The following is a 13,869-nucleotide window of genomic DNA, read 5'->3' as shown; positions in this document are numbered from 1 at the left end:
GGGAGCGGGCTTGCTCGCGAATGCGGTATGTCAGACAACATTGATCTTGACTAACACACCGCATTCGCGAGCAAGCCCGCTCCCACAGGGGGATTTGTGGTGTGCCTTCTGCCTCATTTCCCCGAAAAAAAATCCTCGCTGAAAACCCTGCCGCGACCGCTCTAACTCAACACATCCAATCAGCACCCACTCCTCAACCAAAAACCTTTTCAAAAATTTATATTGCGCGCTAAATATTTGCGCGGTACATTCGCCTCGCAGTTACTTAGCGCGCAAACATTTAGCGCAAAACACCCAACTCCGAATGAGGCTCACACCATGCAAACTCTCTACACCGCTATCGCAACCTCCACTGGCGGCCGTGACGGTCGTGCGGTTTCCAGCGACAACATCCTCGACGTCAAACTCGCCACACCCAAAGAACTCGGTGGTGCTGGCGGTGCAGCGACCAACCCTGAGCAACTGTTCGCAGCCGGTTACTCTGCATGCTTCATCGGCGCGCTGAAATTCGTGGCCAGCCAGACCAAACGCAAAATCCCGGACGACGCTTCGATCACCGCCCATGTCGGCATCGGCCAGATCCCTGGCGGTTTCGGCCTGGACATCGACCTGCACGTCAGCTTGCCGGGTCTTGAACAAGCCGATGCACAAAGCCTGGTCGACGCCGCACACCAGGTCTGCCCGTACTCCAACGCCACCCGTGGCAACGTCGATGTGCGCCTGCACGTTACCGTCTAACCGCTGATTCCCAGGCCCGAACCAGGAAACGAACATGCGCACTTTCAGTAAAGTCTTGACCGGTACCCTTCTCGCCTTGTCCATCCACAGCGCGTTCGCGGGCGACGGGGTTGAACACAACACCCAAGCGTTCCTCGACGTCCTGAATGCCGGCAACGGCAAACCGATAGAACAACTCACCCCTAAAGAAGCCCGCGCCGTGCTGGTCGGTGCGCAGGCCGGGGTGAAACTGACGCTGCCAAAAGCCGATGTCAGCGAGAAGACCATTCAAGTCGACGGCCAACCGCTCAGCCTGACCATCGTCCGGCCGGCCGGGGTCAAAGGTGAGTTGCCCGTGTTCATGTTCTTCCACGGCGGCGGCTGGGTGCTGGGGGATTTCCCGACCCATGAGCGCCTGGTTCGGGATTTGGTAGTGGGTTCGGGGGCGGCAGCTGTCTTCGTCAACTACACGCCTTCGCCGGAAGCGCATTACCCGGTGGCGATCAACCAGGCTTACGCCGCAACCCAATGGGTGGCCGAGCACGGTAAAGAGATCAACGTCGATGGCAAGAGTCTGGCCGTGGCCGGCAACAGCGTCGGCGGCAACATGGCGGCAGTGGTTGCGCTGATGGCCAAAGATAAAGGCACGCCGACGATCAGGTTCCAGGTGCTGCTGTGGCCGGTGACTGACGCCAGCTTCGAGACGGCGTCTTACAACCAGTTTGCCGAGGGGCACTTCCTCACCAAAAACATGATGAAGTGGTTCTGGGACAACTACACCACCGACGCCAAACAGCGTAACGAGATCTACGCCTCGCCGCTGCGAGCGACCACCGCGCAACTCAAGGGTCTGCCACCTGCACTGGTGCAAACGGCCGGCGCCGACGTGTTGCGCGATGAAGGTGAAGCCTACGCCCGCAAACTCGACGAGGCTGGGGTGCCGGTCACCGCCGTGCGCTACAACGGCATGATCCACGACTACGGTTTGCTTAACGTGGTGAGCCAGGTGCCAGCGGTGCGTTCGGCGATGCTTCAAGCGTCCGAAGAACTGAAGCAACACCTGAAATAACATCGCCCCCTGTAGGAGCACGGCTTGCCGGCGATGGCGTACTTGAGGCTGCTATCGCCGGCAAGCCGTGCTCCTACAGGGATTGGGTTGTGTATTGGCCCCTGCATTTCCTTCAGGCACAAAAAAGCCCGACTCAATGGTCGGGCTTTTCATTCCTGAAGCAGTGCTTATTTAGCACGGCCTTTGTAGGAACCGCCTTCGCGGGTATCGATCTCGATCATGTCGCCGATTTCGATGAAGTCAGCAACCGACAGCTCGGTACCGTTCTTCAGTTTGGCAGGCTTCATCACCTTGCCGGAAGTGTCGCCGCGAGCGGAACCTTCGGTGTAGTCAACCTGACGCACGATAGTGGTCGGCAGTTCTACGGAAACCAGACGCTCTTCGAAGAAGATCGCTTCGCAAACATCGGTCATGCCTTCTTCAACGAAAGGCAGAACGGCTTCGATGTCTTCAGCGTTCAGCTCGTACATGGTGTAGTCGGTGGTGTCCATGAACGTGTAGGAGTCGCCGCTGATGAAGGACAGGGTCGCTTCTTTACGGTCGAGGATTACGTCGTCCAGTTTGTCGTCGGCGCTGTAAACGATCTCGGTCTTGTAACCGGTCAGCAGGTTTTTCAGCTTGGTCTTCATGATCGCGCTGTTACGACCCGACTTGGTGAATTCAGCTTTCTGAACCAGCCAAGGATCGTTTTCGAGACGGATAACCATCCCGGGTTTCAGTTCTTTACCAGTTTTCATTGCGAGTATCCGAATTTGGATGGGGTTTACAAAAATCTAGGCCGCGTATCATATCCAATTTAGGTAAAACTGTACCAGCGCTGCGGCAAGATCTGCCTGCAAAGCCTGTTCCAGACACCACGCTTCGGCGTGTTTTTGCAGTTCTGGCCAGTGTTTTCGGGTCAATTGCCAGTGCCCGGTCATATTGTCACCCGCATTCCACGCCCGCCAAAGACCACTTATCGCCTCGCGGGCAGGCTCGGACAAGCCTTTGGTGTACAGCGCGAGGAAGGCGTCGAGCTTGTCCAGATGGATATCTTCGTCCTGCTGATAGATGTGCCAGAGCAGCGGCCGGCCCGCCCATTGAGCGCGGACAAAGGAGTCTTCACCGCGCACGGCATTGAAATCGCAGCACCAGAGCAGGTGATCGTATTGATCCTGTCGGACGAACGGCAGCACTTGCACGGTCAATTCGCCGCGCACATGCACCGCGCCGGCCACCAGACCGTCCACACCGAGCCAACGTTCGACATCCCCAAGAATCCTGCCTTCCGGCACAAGCAGATGCGTGGGCGTCGAGTCGGCAGCCATTGCCTCGAGCCAGCTGGCCAGCCCGTTATTTTCGTAGGCAAACAGCGAGATCAACTGCGCACCTTGCGCACGATCAATCCCTAAGCCTTGCAGGAATTCTCGCTGAGCCTCGGGATTTTGCTGAAACTGCTTACGACGCTCAAGCAATCCGCTTTCACGCAGCAAGCCCCCGGTGCCCTTTTGAAACCCCGGAAAGAAGAAGAATTTTTGTACGCTCTTGTATTTCACCGACGGCAAGCCGTGGCAGCCGACGACCCAGTCCTCGGCACTCAGATAGTCGAGATTCATCCACAGCGGCGGCTTTTCCCGCTCGGCCATGGCGTCCATGTAAGTACTCGGCAATTGGCAGGCGAACGCGGCAATCACCACATCAGCGGCTTCAGTGGGCTGCCAGTCGGACGTCCACTGCCGCACCTCAACGCCCTGCTGCCATTGCTGTGAGGCGTTGATATCGATTTGCGGACACAAGCGCTCGAAGGCCCGCAGATCATCGACCCACAAACGCACCGCCACCGAATGTTCGGCCACCAGTTGTCGGGCCAGACGCCAGGTCACGCCGATGTCACCAAAGTTGTCGACCACCGCGCAGAAAATATCCCAGCGCCAGCAGTTTTTTACTTGAGGCATTTCAGGCATTCCAGGCTCCCGTTGGCAAAGGCGCCGATTGTCCTCATAAATTACCCCGTGCAGAAGAGCCGACGGCGATTAATCTTCATGCGACAATCGCCACTTGCCCGCGACCACCCGCCAGGAGGCAGCCATGCCCTACCGTCCCAACCCGCGCCGCCCGTTGCCGATCCAGCTCAGCGCCTTGCAACTGACCGGCAGCATTGCCCTGGGTATGTGGCTGGGGTTTATCGCGATCGCGTTGACGTGCTGGCTCGCCTCTCGACTGTTGTTCAGCGAACAGCTGGCGCCCGTGGCCGAGGCAGTGCAGCAACTGGCCAAGCCACCGGTGGTGGTGCAACCGGCGCCGGCCATTGCGCCGCAGAGCCCGTTGTTCGAACAGTATGAAGAGAACCTGCGCAAGAACGAGCAGCAGCAAAGGCTTGATCAGGCGCGCAGCAGCAACCGCAATCTATCGAACCCCAAATGCCAGTTCTGGTTGCAACAGGACCAGACTGCACCGAGCGAAAAAAGCCGCGCCAACGTCCAGCAATTCTGCGATTGATCAAGAAGCTCTCTATGCACAAGCCGACCGTCCACCAACTGATTCTCGACAAGCTACGGATCGACCTCGACATCGCCGAGCGTGCCGCACAAACCGCTTATGAAACCGCGACCCACGAAGAAAACATCGCCGAGAACAAGTACGACACGTTGGGTCTGGAGGCGTCTTATCTGGCAGCCGGACAGGCCAAACGGGTGGAAGAAATCCGGCAGTCACTGACGCTTTGCCAGAACCTGACGCTGCGACCTTACGACGATCAGCGTGGTATCGAAGTCGGCGCCCTGCTCGGCCTGGAAGATGAAAAGGGTCGTGAGCAATGGTTGTTTCTGGCCCCCGACGCGGCGGGTTTGAAGGTCGATCTGGTGGGGCAATGGATTACCGTCATCACCCCCCGCTCACCGCTGGGTAAAAGCCTGCTGGGCAAGTTCGAAGGGGACGAGGTGGAGATTCTGGTGGCGGGTGCTCGGCAACAGTTTTCTGTTACCGAGGTGGTCTGACGCAGGAGATTAATGAACCGGCAGTTCGACGCCGTCGAACAGCTCTTCCAGTTCCTGCTTGTTGTGGCACTGGATGGCCTTGGCCATGACTTCGCGGGTCAGGTGCGGGGCGAACTTCTCGATGAAGTCGCACATGAAACCACGCAGGAACGTGCCGCGACGGAAACCGATTTTAGTAATGCTGGATTCGAACAAGTCGCTGGCATCAAGCATGACCAAGTCGCTATCGAGTTTGGCATCGACCGCCATTTTCGCCACGATCCCCACGCCCAGGCCCAGACGAACGTACGTCTTGATCACGTCGGCGTCGGCGGCGGTGAACACCACTTTCGGCGTCAGGCCGCGATGGCTGAACGCTTCGTCGAGCTTCGAACGGCCGGTAAAACCGAACACGTACGTCACGATCGGGTATTCAGCCAGGGCTTCCAGGGTCAGCTTCGACAGTTTGGTCAGCGGGTGGCCCTGAGGCACGACCACGCAGCGGTTCCAGCGATAGCACGGCATCATCACCAGATCACCGAACAGCTCCAGCGCTTCGGTGGCGATGGCGAAATCCACGGTGCCGTCAGCGGCCATTTCAGCGATCTGCATCGGCGAACCCTGGTGCATGTGCAGGGCAACGTCCGGGTATTGCTTGATGAAATTGCTGATCACCGGTGGCAACGCATAACGCGCCTGGGTGTGCGTGGTGGCGATCGACAGGGTGCCTTTCTTCTCGTTGGAGAATTCCTGGGCAATCTGCTTGATGCTTTCAACCTTGCGCAGGATCTCGCCGGCGGTGGTGATAATGCGCTCGCCGGCCGGGGTGACGCGGGTCAGATGCTTGCCGCTGCGGGCGAAAACCTCAACCCCCAATTCGTCTTCCAGCAGACGGATCTGCTTACTGATGCCCGGTTGCGACGTGTAAAGGCTTTGGGCTGTAGCGGAAACGTTGAGGTCGTGGTGCGCCACTTCCCAGATGTAGCGCAGTTGTTGAAGCTTCATATGAATCCCTCAAAGCAGGTAGACGCCACGGGCATCAGCGACGGTATATAACTATATTAATGGTTTGAAGAATAAATCTAGAACTTTTTTGTCAAACTGCCACTATTCGTGTTCTGGTGTCCTGCCTCATGAATGCGAGGCAGGAACACTAACGATCCCCTTGGCGACGACGTTCCACCAGCGGCACCAGATAGACCGGCACCCGAGACAGTTGCAGCACCCGCGCTGCGGTCCGGCCCAAAGGCGTTTCGGCGCCAGCACCATGGCTATGACTACCTACGATCAACAAATCCACGGAGAGTTTCTGCGCCTGGTCGAGAATCACCTGTGACGGATCGCCCTGAAGCACCCGTACTGCTTTGATCCGCTCCAGGTCCTGCTCCCCTTCATCCCCCAATTCTTCACGAAAGCTGTCGAGCACCCGCTGCTCGATATTGGCAATCACCGTATTCAGGCCCTGACTGTGAAACTCGTTCAACGACTGCTCATCGAGGTAACTCTGAAGCACCGACTCGGCAAACAGCCCCATCGGTTCAACGGCGTGCACCACGTAGAGATCGGCATTGAATGTGCGCGCCAGCGCCAAGGCATGCTGCATCACCAAAGGTGCATACAGGCCGAGGTCAGTGGCATACAGCATCGAATGAATCATATGACCTCCTCGAGTGCCGACATGGCGGAGATTGATTCAGCTTAGCAGTGCCTTGGCGAGTACGACGTTTCGCGTAACGCGTTGAACCGTGGGCTTAAACCTTTTGCTCGTTGCTTATGCCATGGGGCACGTGACCGGTGGCGACCACCTCGCGAGCCAACTCGCAATGACCGGCCTGATCGTCGAAAAACACGTCGGCGGCAAAGGCTTCGAGAAACGCCGACTTGGTCAGGCCGCCGAGAAACAGCGACTCGTCCAGTCGAATGTCCCATTCGCGCAAGGTACGGATCACTCGTTCATGGGCTGGCGCCGATCGCGCGGTTACCAGCGCGGTGCGGATCGGACAGGCGTCTTCCGGGAACTCGCGCTGCAACAGATTGAGGGCGGCGAGGAAGCCTTTGAAAGGCCCACCGCGCAGGGGTTCGCGGGCAGCTTCACGCTCGCTGGCCTGAAACGCTTCCAGACCGCCGGACTGATAGACGCGCTCCGATTCGTCGGAAAACAGCACCGCGTCACCATCGAAGGCAATGCGCAACTCATCACTGGCCGCACGGCTGGCACCACCCGACAGAATGGTCGCGGCGGCGAACCCGGCATCCAGTGCGCTGCGCACATCTTCGGCATGCGTCGAGAGAAAAAGGTCGCAGCCAAACGCCTTCAGGTACGGGTAAGGACTGCGCCCACCGACAAACGCCGCGCGGGAAATCGCCAGGCCATAGTGGTGGATCGAATTGAAAACACGCAGGCCGGTGTCGGCACTGTTGCGCGACACCAGGATCACCTCGACCCGGGCGCGGCCAAGGCTGGTGTTCAGGTTGAGGAGTTTTTGTACCAACGGAAATGCATCGCCGGGCTCGAGGATTTCGTCTTCGTGTTCGATCTGATATTGCCGATAGGCTTCGACGCCGCTCGACAGATAGACCTTGTGGCTTTCGCTCAGGTCGAACAGCGCACGCGAAGAAATCGCCAGCACCAGTTTGTCGTCGATAGTCTTTGCCATGCCCTTCCCCCTCAGGTTGATCGACTCAGGTATTACGTCGATCGATAAAACTCAAACTGCGATACAAGGCTTCGATTCGCGGCAACTCGCACCCTGCGGCCTTGGCTGCCGCCAGTGGCCGGGCGTAAATCGCCTCCAGCTCAAGCGGTCGTTTGTGCAGAAAATCGTGGTACATGCTCGGCCAATAGTCCGGCATTTTCTCGGTCACCATGAACAGATGATCGGCATAACCGGCCGGTACGTCGTGACCGCAGGCGATTGCTCCCTGAACCACTTCAGCCATCAGCGCCTTGATCAGTTCCCGACTGTCGGCATCGGCCATCAATGGCGTGGTGCTGGCCCCGAGCAGAACCGACAGACCGTTGTAAGGGATATTCCAGACCAGTTTTTGCCAGCGCGCCTGATGCAGGTTCGCCATGGCCTGGGAGTCGATGCCGGCGGCGCGGAACAACCCGGCGCCCTCCTCTACAATCACCATGCGCGCCTGCTGATCGGCTGCAGGGCCACTGTGATAACCAACATTCACCGCGCCGAGCGCCTGATGGGTGATGACGCCTGGCCCTTCGCGATGAACGCAGATATAGCAGAGCCCACCGAGTACGTGCAGCGAGTCGGGGAGCAACGCTCGCAGACTGTCTTCAACGTCCAGGCCGTTTTGCATCAGCAGCACTTTCGCATCGGGGGCGGCGGCTTGAATGATCGTCGGTGCCAGTTGTGCGTTACTGGTGGTTTTCGCGCCCACCAGCAACCAGTCACAGGGCGGCATGTCTTCGGCATTCGAATAGGCCTGAACCGGATTCAATGTCAGCGCTCCGTGCACCGCACTGTCGAGCTGTAACCCGCGCTCGGCCACCGCTGAAAACTCACTGCGCAACAGAAAATGCACGTCGAAACCGGCACGCGCCAGCATCAACCCGTAGAAACCGCCGATCGCGCCGGTTCCGATAATACCGATTGTCGGTTTGGTTACTGCCCCCATCATGGCAACTCCTCTGCAATTCGACTCAGCGCCTGAGCCACGGCTGCATTGAGCTCGGTGCGGGTCAGGCGCGATTTTAGTGCCCCGAAGAATTCACCGTCGCGCACCACAAACAGCGCCGGCAAATAAAAAACCTGATAACGCTCGACCACCCCGCCATTGTTCCCGGCATCGATCCAGCACAGCCGATCGACATCCAGATCGAGTCGTGGCAATTGCTCACGGGCAAAACGGCAACTGGCGCAGCCGACGCTGGTGAAAATGACCAGCGACACACCGCTCATCGCCAGCAGCCGTTGGTCGGCGTCGAAATCAGTCAGTTCCAATTCGACCACTATACTGGGTGGAACAATGTCAGATGGCCGACACATGGAGTCCGTGTTCATGGGACGTTTTATTCCTCACCCTGACGATGTGCCCGTCGAATTAACGTTGCTCAAACCCGAGTGTATTTCACGGCAACAGCTGCACACTATCAGCCTCGGGGGCATGGCTTGCAATTATCACCGGGCGTGGCGCCACGGTACGGCGCTGGAAGTGCGAATGCCGACCTTGAACCCCGACATGCGCTTCCTGGGCTATGTAGCCTGGTGCCTGCGACGCAAACGCGGTTATCTGGTAGGCATTGCCTTTGTGGACGAACAGATGATGTTCAGTGCCCGGATGGGCGAGCAGGTGTGCCAGATCGAACATTACTGCCGCCAGCATGACGCGCATGACGATCTGCAGGAAACTCAGGCCCTGGCCCTCGAATGGGTCCAGGAACATGCTGATGAGTTCTCTCACGAGACGGTTCGCAGGGCATTTACGCGGGTTGTGCTGGATTAGCAGGAGCATCCTCAATGGCTTTCCCCGCGCAAACTAATTGAGAATGCCCCTTAAACCGGTGTCTGCCCATTGTCGAGCCACGGTGTAACGCGCTAAGGTTCTGCTCCCCGACGCGCTTAATTTGCTGTGCTCCGCCGCGCGGGTTCGCTGGCGGCCGGCACCCGTGACCTGACGAGTAAACGATGGCTGATTTACCGATCAACGACCTAAACGTCTCTTCCAACGAGACGCTGATCACTCCCGATCAGCTCAAGCGTGATATTCCTCTGAGCGACGCTGCCCTGCGCACCGTCACCAAGGGCCGCGAAGTCATTCGCAACATTCTTGATGGCACCGACCACCGCCTGTTTGTTGTCATCGGGCCTTGCTCGATCCACGACATCAAGGCTGCCCACGAATACGCCGAGCGCCTGAAGGCGCTTGCGGCCGAAGTGTCCGATACCCTGTATCTGGTCATGCGCGTGTATTTCGAGAAGCCACGCACCACCGTCGGCTGGAAAGGTTTGATCAACGATCCGTATCTGGACGACTCCTTCAAGATTCAGGACGGTCTGCACATCGGTCGTCAATTGTTGCTGGACCTGGCCGAGATGGGCCTGCCGACCGCAACTGAAGCCCTCGACCCGATCTCCCCGCAATACTTGCAGGACCTGATCAGCTGGTCGGCCATCGGTGCGCGCACCACCGAATCCCAGACTCACCGTGAAATGGCCTCCGGCCTGTCCTCGGCAGTCGGCTTCAAGAACGGCACCGACGGCGGCTTGACGGTCGCTATCAACGCCCTGCAATCGGTTTCCAGCCCTCACCGCTTCCTGGGTATCAACCAGGAAGGTGGCGTGTCGATCGTCACCACCAAGGGCAATGCCTACGGTCACGTGGTACTGCGCGGTGGCAACGGCAAGCCGAACTACGATTCGGTCAGCGTCGCGCTCTGCGAGCAAGCGCTGAACAAAGCCAAGATCAAGCCGAACATCATGGTCGATTGCAGCCACGCCAACTCCAACAAGGACCCGGCCCTGCAACCGCTGGTGATGGAGAACGTCGCCAACCAGATCCTCGAAGGCAACCAGTCGATCATCGGCCTGATGGTCGAAAGTCACCTGAACTGGGGCTGCCAGGCGATCCCGAAAGACCTCGCCGACCTGCAATACGGCGTGTCGATCACCGATGCCTGCATCGACTGGAGCGCCACCGAAAACACCTTGCGCAGCATGCATGCCAAGCTCAAGGACGTGCTGCCGAAACGCGATCGCAGCTGATCACTTTTCGCCGCACAAAAAAAACGCCGGGTTAACCCGGCGTTTTTTTATGCGTTCGATTCTTTGAAAGGTTACTGGCTCAGCTTGGCTGCATGCCGCTGGTGGCGCTCCATGTAGCGTTCCACGTAGGAACACGATGGAATGACGGTGTAACCCATTTCGTCAGCGTACTCCAACGCCTTCTCGGTCAAGGCTGCCGCAATACCGCGGCCACGCAGCGCGTTGGGCACAAAGGTGCGATAGATATCCAGGGTCTGTTTCCCCAGATCCATATAGGTCAGGTAGGCACGATGACCGTCCACATTGGTCTCGAACTGATGACCAGCCTGGTCATGGTGGATGGACAACGCCTCGCTCATCACTACTCCTCGCGGGTCTGGAATTCTGACCCCTACCTTACCGATGTTTTCCCGGCGAAGGAACATCTACGCCACCCCGTGCCTGAATGGACACCGAGAAGAACTGCACCCATCTCGCGCAACCGAGCACGTATCAAATAGTAGGCACCATTGGTAGAAATGCTCAAGGTACGCTCGTCATCACGCTGGGGCGAGGGGTACTGCTCCGGGTTACGCAGAGACGGCTCGACCAAGATCTCTGAAGGTCGACAGCCTGAACATTGCCGGATGTTGAGACTTAAGACGAGCGCCCTTTGTTAAAGTCACCTGAACATGGAGAAAGATATGAGAGGCGCCACGCAAAATCCGAACAAAAGTGTGGACGAATCCATCTAGACAGACTTTAGCCTAGACTCGGAAAAGAGCTTTGAGCGCGCAGAACTTTTCTCGGCGGCTCGCTCAGCTCGGGCCTCCCAGCTGGATATTTTTTAAACAATGCAGTTAAAAGTTGCTCGAAAAAGAATCAACGCCTACAATTTTTTTGGCTTCTTGCTTTACGTCAGTTTACTTACGACAAGTAATGGGTAGTATGTACGCCGGCTATTTCCTCACTCTGAGGAGACAGCTAACTTAATAGAAAGTCCTTGAAGGGGAACACGATGAACAACGTTCTGAAATTCTCTGCTCTGGCTCTGGCCGCAGTTCTGGCTACCGGTTGCAGCAGCGTATCGAAAGAAACCGAAGCACGTCTGACCGCTACTGAAGACGCAGCAGCTCGCTCCCAGGCTCGTGCAGACGAAGCTTACCGTAAAGCTGATGAAGCTCTGGCTGCTGCTCAAAAAGCACAACAGACTGCTGACGAAGCTAACGAGCGTGCTCTGCGCATGCTGGACAAAGCTAGCCGCAAGTAATAATCCTTCGGGGTTGTTATCAAGCCGACCCATTTTTTGGGTCGGCTTTTTTATTGCCTGCTATTTCGTACCGGCGATAAAAAACCCGCCGATGCAGTCAGCATCGGCGGGTTCCTTTCAAGCATTACTGCAACGGGTCGATCGGCGCACTCGTCACCATCGGCGCCGAGGCGTTCGGCACTCCGATTTCCACCGGCAGGCCATCTTCGGCGGCAACCACGTCGCGGACCACATCCCAGTTCATGCGCAGGTTGTTGGTGATGTCCTCACGCTTGAGCATCGCGTTGATCACCGCAGTGTGTTTGTCGACCACAGAAGGGTTGCCCTTGTCGTCCAGCGGCGTGTGCGCTTCCAGATACACCTTGCCGCCACTGATACCGAACTTGTACGGATCGCTGATAATGCGCACCGACGTGCCTACCGGCACCATGCTCGCCATTTCCAGCACGTTGTTGTTGAACATGCGGAAGCAACCGTGGCTGGTGCGCATGCCGATGCCGAACTTCTTGTTCGAACCGTGGATCAGGTAGCCCGGCGTGCCCAGCGTGAACTTGAACGGCCCCAGCGGGTTGTCCGGGCCGGCCGGCACCACGTTCGGCAGCGGATCGCCATCGGCGGCGTGCTCGGCCTTGATCGACGCTGGAGGAGTCCAGGTCGGATTCGGCGTCTTGGCGGTGATGGTGGTATGGGCAATCGGCGAGCCCCAGCCTTCACGACCGATACCCAGCGGGAAGGTGTACACCACGTTCCGGCCTTTCGGGAAGTAATAGAGGCGGTACTCGGCCAGGTTGATGACGATGCCTTCACGCGGGCCTGGTGGCAGGATGAAACGCGTCGGCAGCACCACTTCGGTACCAGCGCCCGGCAGCCATGGATCGACGCCAGGGTTGGCCGCGACCATTTCCGAATAGCCCAGATCGTAGGTGGTGCCAAGGTCGGCGAAGGTATCTTCGTACTTGGCCTTGATCACCTGGATCTGACCGACGATGTCTTCACCGGGCGGTGGCAGGGGCAGCTCCAATGCTGCTACGGGACCCGCCACACAGAGGGCGGCGAGAGACAGGTAGCGGGTGACGGCAGGAAAGCGCGGCAACATCCGGAAAATCCTTCGCATGATCGACAAGGGTATAAAAACGGGATTGTACACCGGCGTCTGCAAAATCGGGGAGTTGACCGATAGCAAGCAATCTATCGGCTTCTAAAGCTCGAAACGCAGTTCCGGCCAGATCGGCGATGTGCCGCGTTTTTGCGATTCCAGAATGGCCCGGCACAGCGAGCACAGGCGCTGATCCTGGAACACACGACGATCGACGCTCGACCAGCGTGGTTGTGCTGGCAACAGGCTGCCGCACAAAGTACGGTCCGCCGAGCCGCCCAACTCCAGTTGACGGGTCACCAGATGTACCCGCACTTCCTGGCAGGCGAACAGATCCAGCTGTTCGTCAGGCTCGATCAGTTGATAGGCAAAAAGTGACCAGGCAGGACGCGGCATCGGGGGCTCCAAATCGGGGGCGCCACCTTAGCCGAAACACCGCCGCTAGAAAAGCGTCAAAGCAGCGGTTTCAGTGTAGGCCAGACATTTTCCAGCAACTTGCCCTGAGCCCCGACAGCCGGGTGCAAGCCGTCGGACTGCATCAAGTCTGGATGACCACCCACGCCGTCGAGAAAAAACGGCACCAGCGGGATCTTTTTCTCCTCGGCCAGCGTGCTGTAGACCTTCGCGAAGGCCTCGGTATAACGAACACCGTAGTTAGGTGGCAATTGCATGCCGAGCAGCAGCACCTTGGCGCCACTGGCGCGGGAGCTGTCGATCATTGCTGCAAGGTTTTGTTGCAATTGCGTTGGCAGCAATCCGCGCAGGCCATCGTTGCCGCCCAACTCAAGGATTACCAGCTCCGGTTTATGCTCTGCAAGCAGCGCGGGCAGGCGCGCCTGGCCTCCGGCGCTGGTGTCGCCGCTGATGGACGCATTGACCACCTTATCGTCGAAACCTTCGCGCTTGAGTCGTTGCTCAAGCAGCGACACCCACCCCAAGCGGGTATCCAGTCCGAAACCGGCGCTGATACTATCGCCAACGATCAGGACTGTTCCCGCCGCTGCGTTCTGGGCCATGCACATCAAGGCCAGGCCAGCACTCAAAAACCACACACGCATCGG

18 protein-coding genes are annotated in these 13,869 nt (G+C 58.1%); 7 read left to right on the top strand and 11 right to left on the bottom strand.

The features are described from left to right. Nucleotides 1-318: 318 nt before the first annotated feature. Nucleotides 319-738, top strand: coding sequence for an organic hydroperoxide resistance protein (locus KW848_RS03570; protein WP_074878341.1), 420 nt, complete (start codon nucleotides 319-321; stop codon nucleotides 736-738). Between the two features lie 34 nt (nucleotides 739-772). Further along, the gene (locus KW848_RS03565; RefSeq protein WP_218535760.1) at nucleotides 773-1,786 is read left to right on the top strand and encodes an alpha/beta hydrolase; all 1,014 of its coding nucleotides are present in this window, start codon (nucleotides 773-775) and stop codon (nucleotides 1,784-1,786) included. 167 nt (nucleotides 1,787-1,953) lie between these two features. Here KW848_RS03565 and KW848_RS03560 read toward each other — a convergent pair whose 3' ends face one another. Next, the gene (locus KW848_RS03560; RefSeq protein ID WP_007899917.1) at nucleotides 1,954-2,523 is read right to left on the bottom strand and encodes an elongation factor P; all 570 of its coding nucleotides are present in this window, start codon (nucleotides 2,521-2,523) and stop codon (nucleotides 1,954-1,956) included. A gap of 48 nt (nucleotides 2,524-2,571) precedes the next feature. Further along, complete coding sequence (gene earP, locus KW848_RS03555; protein WP_218535758.1) at nucleotides 2,572-3,729, bottom strand: elongation factor P maturation arginine rhamnosyltransferase EarP; 1,158 nt, start codon at nucleotides 3,727-3,729, stop codon at nucleotides 2,572-2,574. Between the two features lie 124 nt (nucleotides 3,730-3,853). On the opposite strand from earP, the gene KW848_RS03550 reads away from it, so the two are divergent. Together KW848_RS03550 and KW848_RS03545 are read left to right on the top strand one after the other, a co-directional pair. Further along, entirely contained in the window at nucleotides 3,854-4,264 is a 411-nt protein-coding gene (locus KW848_RS03550) for a hypothetical protein (protein WP_218535756.1), read from the top strand. A 14-nt stretch (nucleotides 4,265-4,278) separates the two neighbouring features. Then, nucleotides 4,279-4,761 carry a GreA/GreB family elongation factor gene (locus tag KW848_RS03545; RefSeq protein ID WP_056740335.1) on the top strand — a complete coding sequence of 161 codons (483 nt, stop codon included), beginning with the start codon at nucleotides 4,279-4,281 and terminating at the stop codon, nucleotides 4,759-4,761. 9 nt (nucleotides 4,762-4,770) lie between these two features. On the opposite strand, the gene cysB is transcribed toward KW848_RS03545, so the two are convergent. The 5 genes from cysB to KW848_RS03520 all read right to left on the bottom strand — a co-directional run bounded on the left by cysB (nucleotide 4,771) and on the right by KW848_RS03520 (nucleotide 8,762). Beyond that, the gene (gene cysB, locus KW848_RS03540) at nucleotides 4,771-5,745 is read right to left on the bottom strand and encodes an HTH-type transcriptional regulator CysB (protein ID WP_008148549.1); all 975 of its coding nucleotides are present in this window, start codon (nucleotides 5,743-5,745) and stop codon (nucleotides 4,771-4,773) included. A 148-nt stretch (nucleotides 5,746-5,893) separates the two neighbouring features. Then, entirely contained in the window at nucleotides 5,894-6,397 is a 504-nt protein-coding gene (locus tag KW848_RS03535; protein WP_008148547.1) for a universal stress protein, read from the bottom strand. Nucleotides 6,398-6,491: 94 nt separating this feature from the next. Continuing rightward, nucleotides 6,492-7,397, bottom strand: coding sequence for a 5'-nucleotidase (locus KW848_RS03530; protein ID WP_008148545.1), 906 nt, complete (start codon nucleotides 7,395-7,397; stop codon nucleotides 6,492-6,494). A gap of 25 nt (nucleotides 7,398-7,422) precedes the next feature. Then, a complete protein-coding gene (locus KW848_RS03525; RefSeq protein ID WP_218535754.1) occupies nucleotides 7,423-8,379 on the bottom strand; it encodes a putative 2-dehydropantoate 2-reductase in 957 nt (318 codons plus the stop codon). Next, nucleotides 8,376-8,762 carry a co-chaperone YbbN gene (locus KW848_RS03520; RefSeq protein ID WP_218535752.1) on the bottom strand — a complete coding sequence of 129 codons (387 nt, stop codon included), beginning with the start codon at nucleotides 8,760-8,762 and terminating at the stop codon, nucleotides 8,376-8,378. Before KW848_RS03520 ends, KW848_RS03525 begins: the two co-directional genes overlap by 4 nt. Between KW848_RS03520 and KW848_RS03515 the strand changes: the two genes are divergently transcribed. Continuing rightward, entirely contained in the window at nucleotides 8,761-9,204 is a 444-nt protein-coding gene (locus tag KW848_RS03515; RefSeq protein WP_111449031.1) for a PilZ domain-containing protein, read from the top strand. The genes KW848_RS03520 and KW848_RS03515 overlap by 2 nt on opposite strands. A 182-nt stretch (nucleotides 9,205-9,386) precedes the next feature. Continuing rightward, on the top strand, nucleotides 9,387-10,463 hold the full coding sequence (locus tag KW848_RS03510) for a 3-deoxy-7-phosphoheptulonate synthase (RefSeq protein WP_218535750.1): 1,077 nt from the start codon (nucleotides 9,387-9,389) through the stop codon (nucleotides 10,461-10,463). A gap of 71 nt (nucleotides 10,464-10,534) precedes the next feature. Here KW848_RS03510 and KW848_RS03505 read toward each other — a convergent pair whose 3' ends face one another. After that, nucleotides 10,535-10,822 (bottom strand): GNAT family N-acetyltransferase, encoded by a 288-nt coding sequence (locus KW848_RS03505; RefSeq protein WP_007973562.1) that lies wholly within the window; start codon nucleotides 10,820-10,822, stop codon nucleotides 10,535-10,537. 638 nt (nucleotides 10,823-11,460) lie between these two features. Here KW848_RS03505 and oprI point away from each other — a divergent pair. Continuing rightward, a complete protein-coding gene (gene oprI / locus KW848_RS03500) occupies nucleotides 11,461-11,712 on the top strand; it encodes an outer membrane lipoprotei OprI (RefSeq protein ID WP_002553018.1) in 252 nt (83 codons plus the stop codon). A gap of 124 nt (nucleotides 11,713-11,836) precedes the next feature. Here oprI and KW848_RS03495 read toward each other — a convergent pair whose 3' ends face one another. The 3 genes from KW848_RS03495 to KW848_RS03485 all read right to left on the bottom strand — a co-directional run bounded on the left by KW848_RS03495 (nucleotide 11,837) and on the right by KW848_RS03485 (nucleotide 13,866). Beyond that, the gene (locus KW848_RS03495; RefSeq protein WP_218535748.1) at nucleotides 11,837-12,808 is read right to left on the bottom strand and encodes a L,D-transpeptidase family protein; all 972 of its coding nucleotides are present in this window, start codon (nucleotides 12,806-12,808) and stop codon (nucleotides 11,837-11,839) included. 102 nt (nucleotides 12,809-12,910) lie between these two features. Beyond that, complete coding sequence (locus KW848_RS03490; protein ID WP_003226812.1) at nucleotides 12,911-13,204, bottom strand: hypothetical protein; 294 nt, start codon at nucleotides 13,202-13,204, stop codon at nucleotides 12,911-12,913. A gap of 56 nt (nucleotides 13,205-13,260) precedes the next feature. Continuing rightward, nucleotides 13,261-13,866: an arylesterase gene (locus KW848_RS03485; protein WP_218535746.1), complete on the bottom strand. Its 606-nt coding sequence runs from the start codon at nucleotides 13,864-13,866 to the stop codon at nucleotides 13,261-13,263. Nucleotides 13,867-13,869: the final 3 nt, after the last annotated feature.

It is taken from the genome of Pseudomonas sp. PDM25 (assembly GCF_019219045.1).
In the GTDB taxonomy this organism is placed as follows: Bacteria; Pseudomonadota; Gammaproteobacteria; order Pseudomonadales; family Pseudomonadaceae; genus Aquipseudomonas.
This window is presented reverse-complemented; position numbering and strand designations above follow the sequence as displayed.

Bases quoted from the DNA above. Each gene is read 5' to 3' on its own strand.
- cysB (WP_008148549.1), bottom strand. From the start codon at position 5,745: ATGAAGCTTCAACAACTGCGCTACATCTGGGAAGTGGCGCACCACGAC.
- KW848_RS03550 (WP_218535756.1), top strand. From the start codon at position 3,854: ATGCCCTACCGTCCCAACCCGCGCCGCCCGTTGCCGATCCAGCTCAGC.
- oprI (WP_002553018.1), top strand. From the start codon at position 11,461: ATGAACAACGTTCTGAAATTCTCTGCTCTGGCTCTGGCCGCAGTTCTG.
- KW848_RS03490 (WP_003226812.1), bottom strand. From the start codon at position 13,204: ATGCCGCGTCCTGCCTGGTCACTTTTTGCCTATCAACTGATCGAGCCT.
- KW848_RS03515 (WP_111449031.1), top strand. From the start codon at position 8,761: ATGGGACGTTTTATTCCTCACCCTGACGATGTGCCCGTCGAATTAACG.
- KW848_RS03505 (WP_007973562.1), bottom strand. From the start codon at position 10,822: ATGAGCGAGGCGTTGTCCATCCACCATGACCAGGCTGGTCATCAGTTC.
- KW848_RS03545 (WP_056740335.1), top strand. From the start codon at position 4,279: ATGCACAAGCCGACCGTCCACCAACTGATTCTCGACAAGCTACGGATC.
- KW848_RS03520 (WP_218535752.1), bottom strand. From the start codon at position 8,762: ATGAACACGGACTCCATGTGTCGGCCATCTGACATTGTTCCACCCAGT.
- KW848_RS03530 (WP_008148545.1), bottom strand. From the start codon at position 7,397: ATGGCAAAGACTATCGACGACAAACTGGTGCTGGCGATTTCTTCGCGT.
- KW848_RS03495 (WP_218535748.1), bottom strand. From the start codon at position 12,808: ATGTTGCCGCGCTTTCCTGCCGTCACCCGCTACCTGTCTCTCGCCGCC.
- KW848_RS03535 (WP_008148547.1), bottom strand. From the start codon at position 6,397: ATGATTCATTCGATGCTGTATGCCACTGACCTCGGCCTGTATGCACCT.
- KW848_RS03570 (WP_074878341.1), top strand. From the start codon at position 319: ATGCAAACTCTCTACACCGCTATCGCAACCTCCACTGGCGGCCGTGAC.
- KW848_RS03485 (WP_218535746.1), bottom strand. From the start codon at position 13,866: ATGCGTGTGTGGTTTTTGAGTGCTGGCCTGGCCTTGATGTGCATGGCC.
- KW848_RS03565 (WP_218535760.1), top strand. From the start codon at position 773: ATGCGCACTTTCAGTAAAGTCTTGACCGGTACCCTTCTCGCCTTGTCC.
- KW848_RS03510 (WP_218535750.1), top strand. From the start codon at position 9,387: ATGGCTGATTTACCGATCAACGACCTAAACGTCTCTTCCAACGAGACG.
- earP (WP_218535758.1), bottom strand. From the start codon at position 3,729: ATGCCTGAAATGCCTCAAGTAAAAAACTGCTGGCGCTGGGATATTTTC.
- KW848_RS03525 (WP_218535754.1), bottom strand. From the start codon at position 8,379: ATGATGGGGGCAGTAACCAAACCGACAATCGGTATTATCGGAACCGGC.
- KW848_RS03560 (WP_007899917.1), bottom strand. From the start codon at position 2,523: ATGAAAACTGGTAAAGAACTGAAACCCGGGATGGTTATCCGTCTCGAA.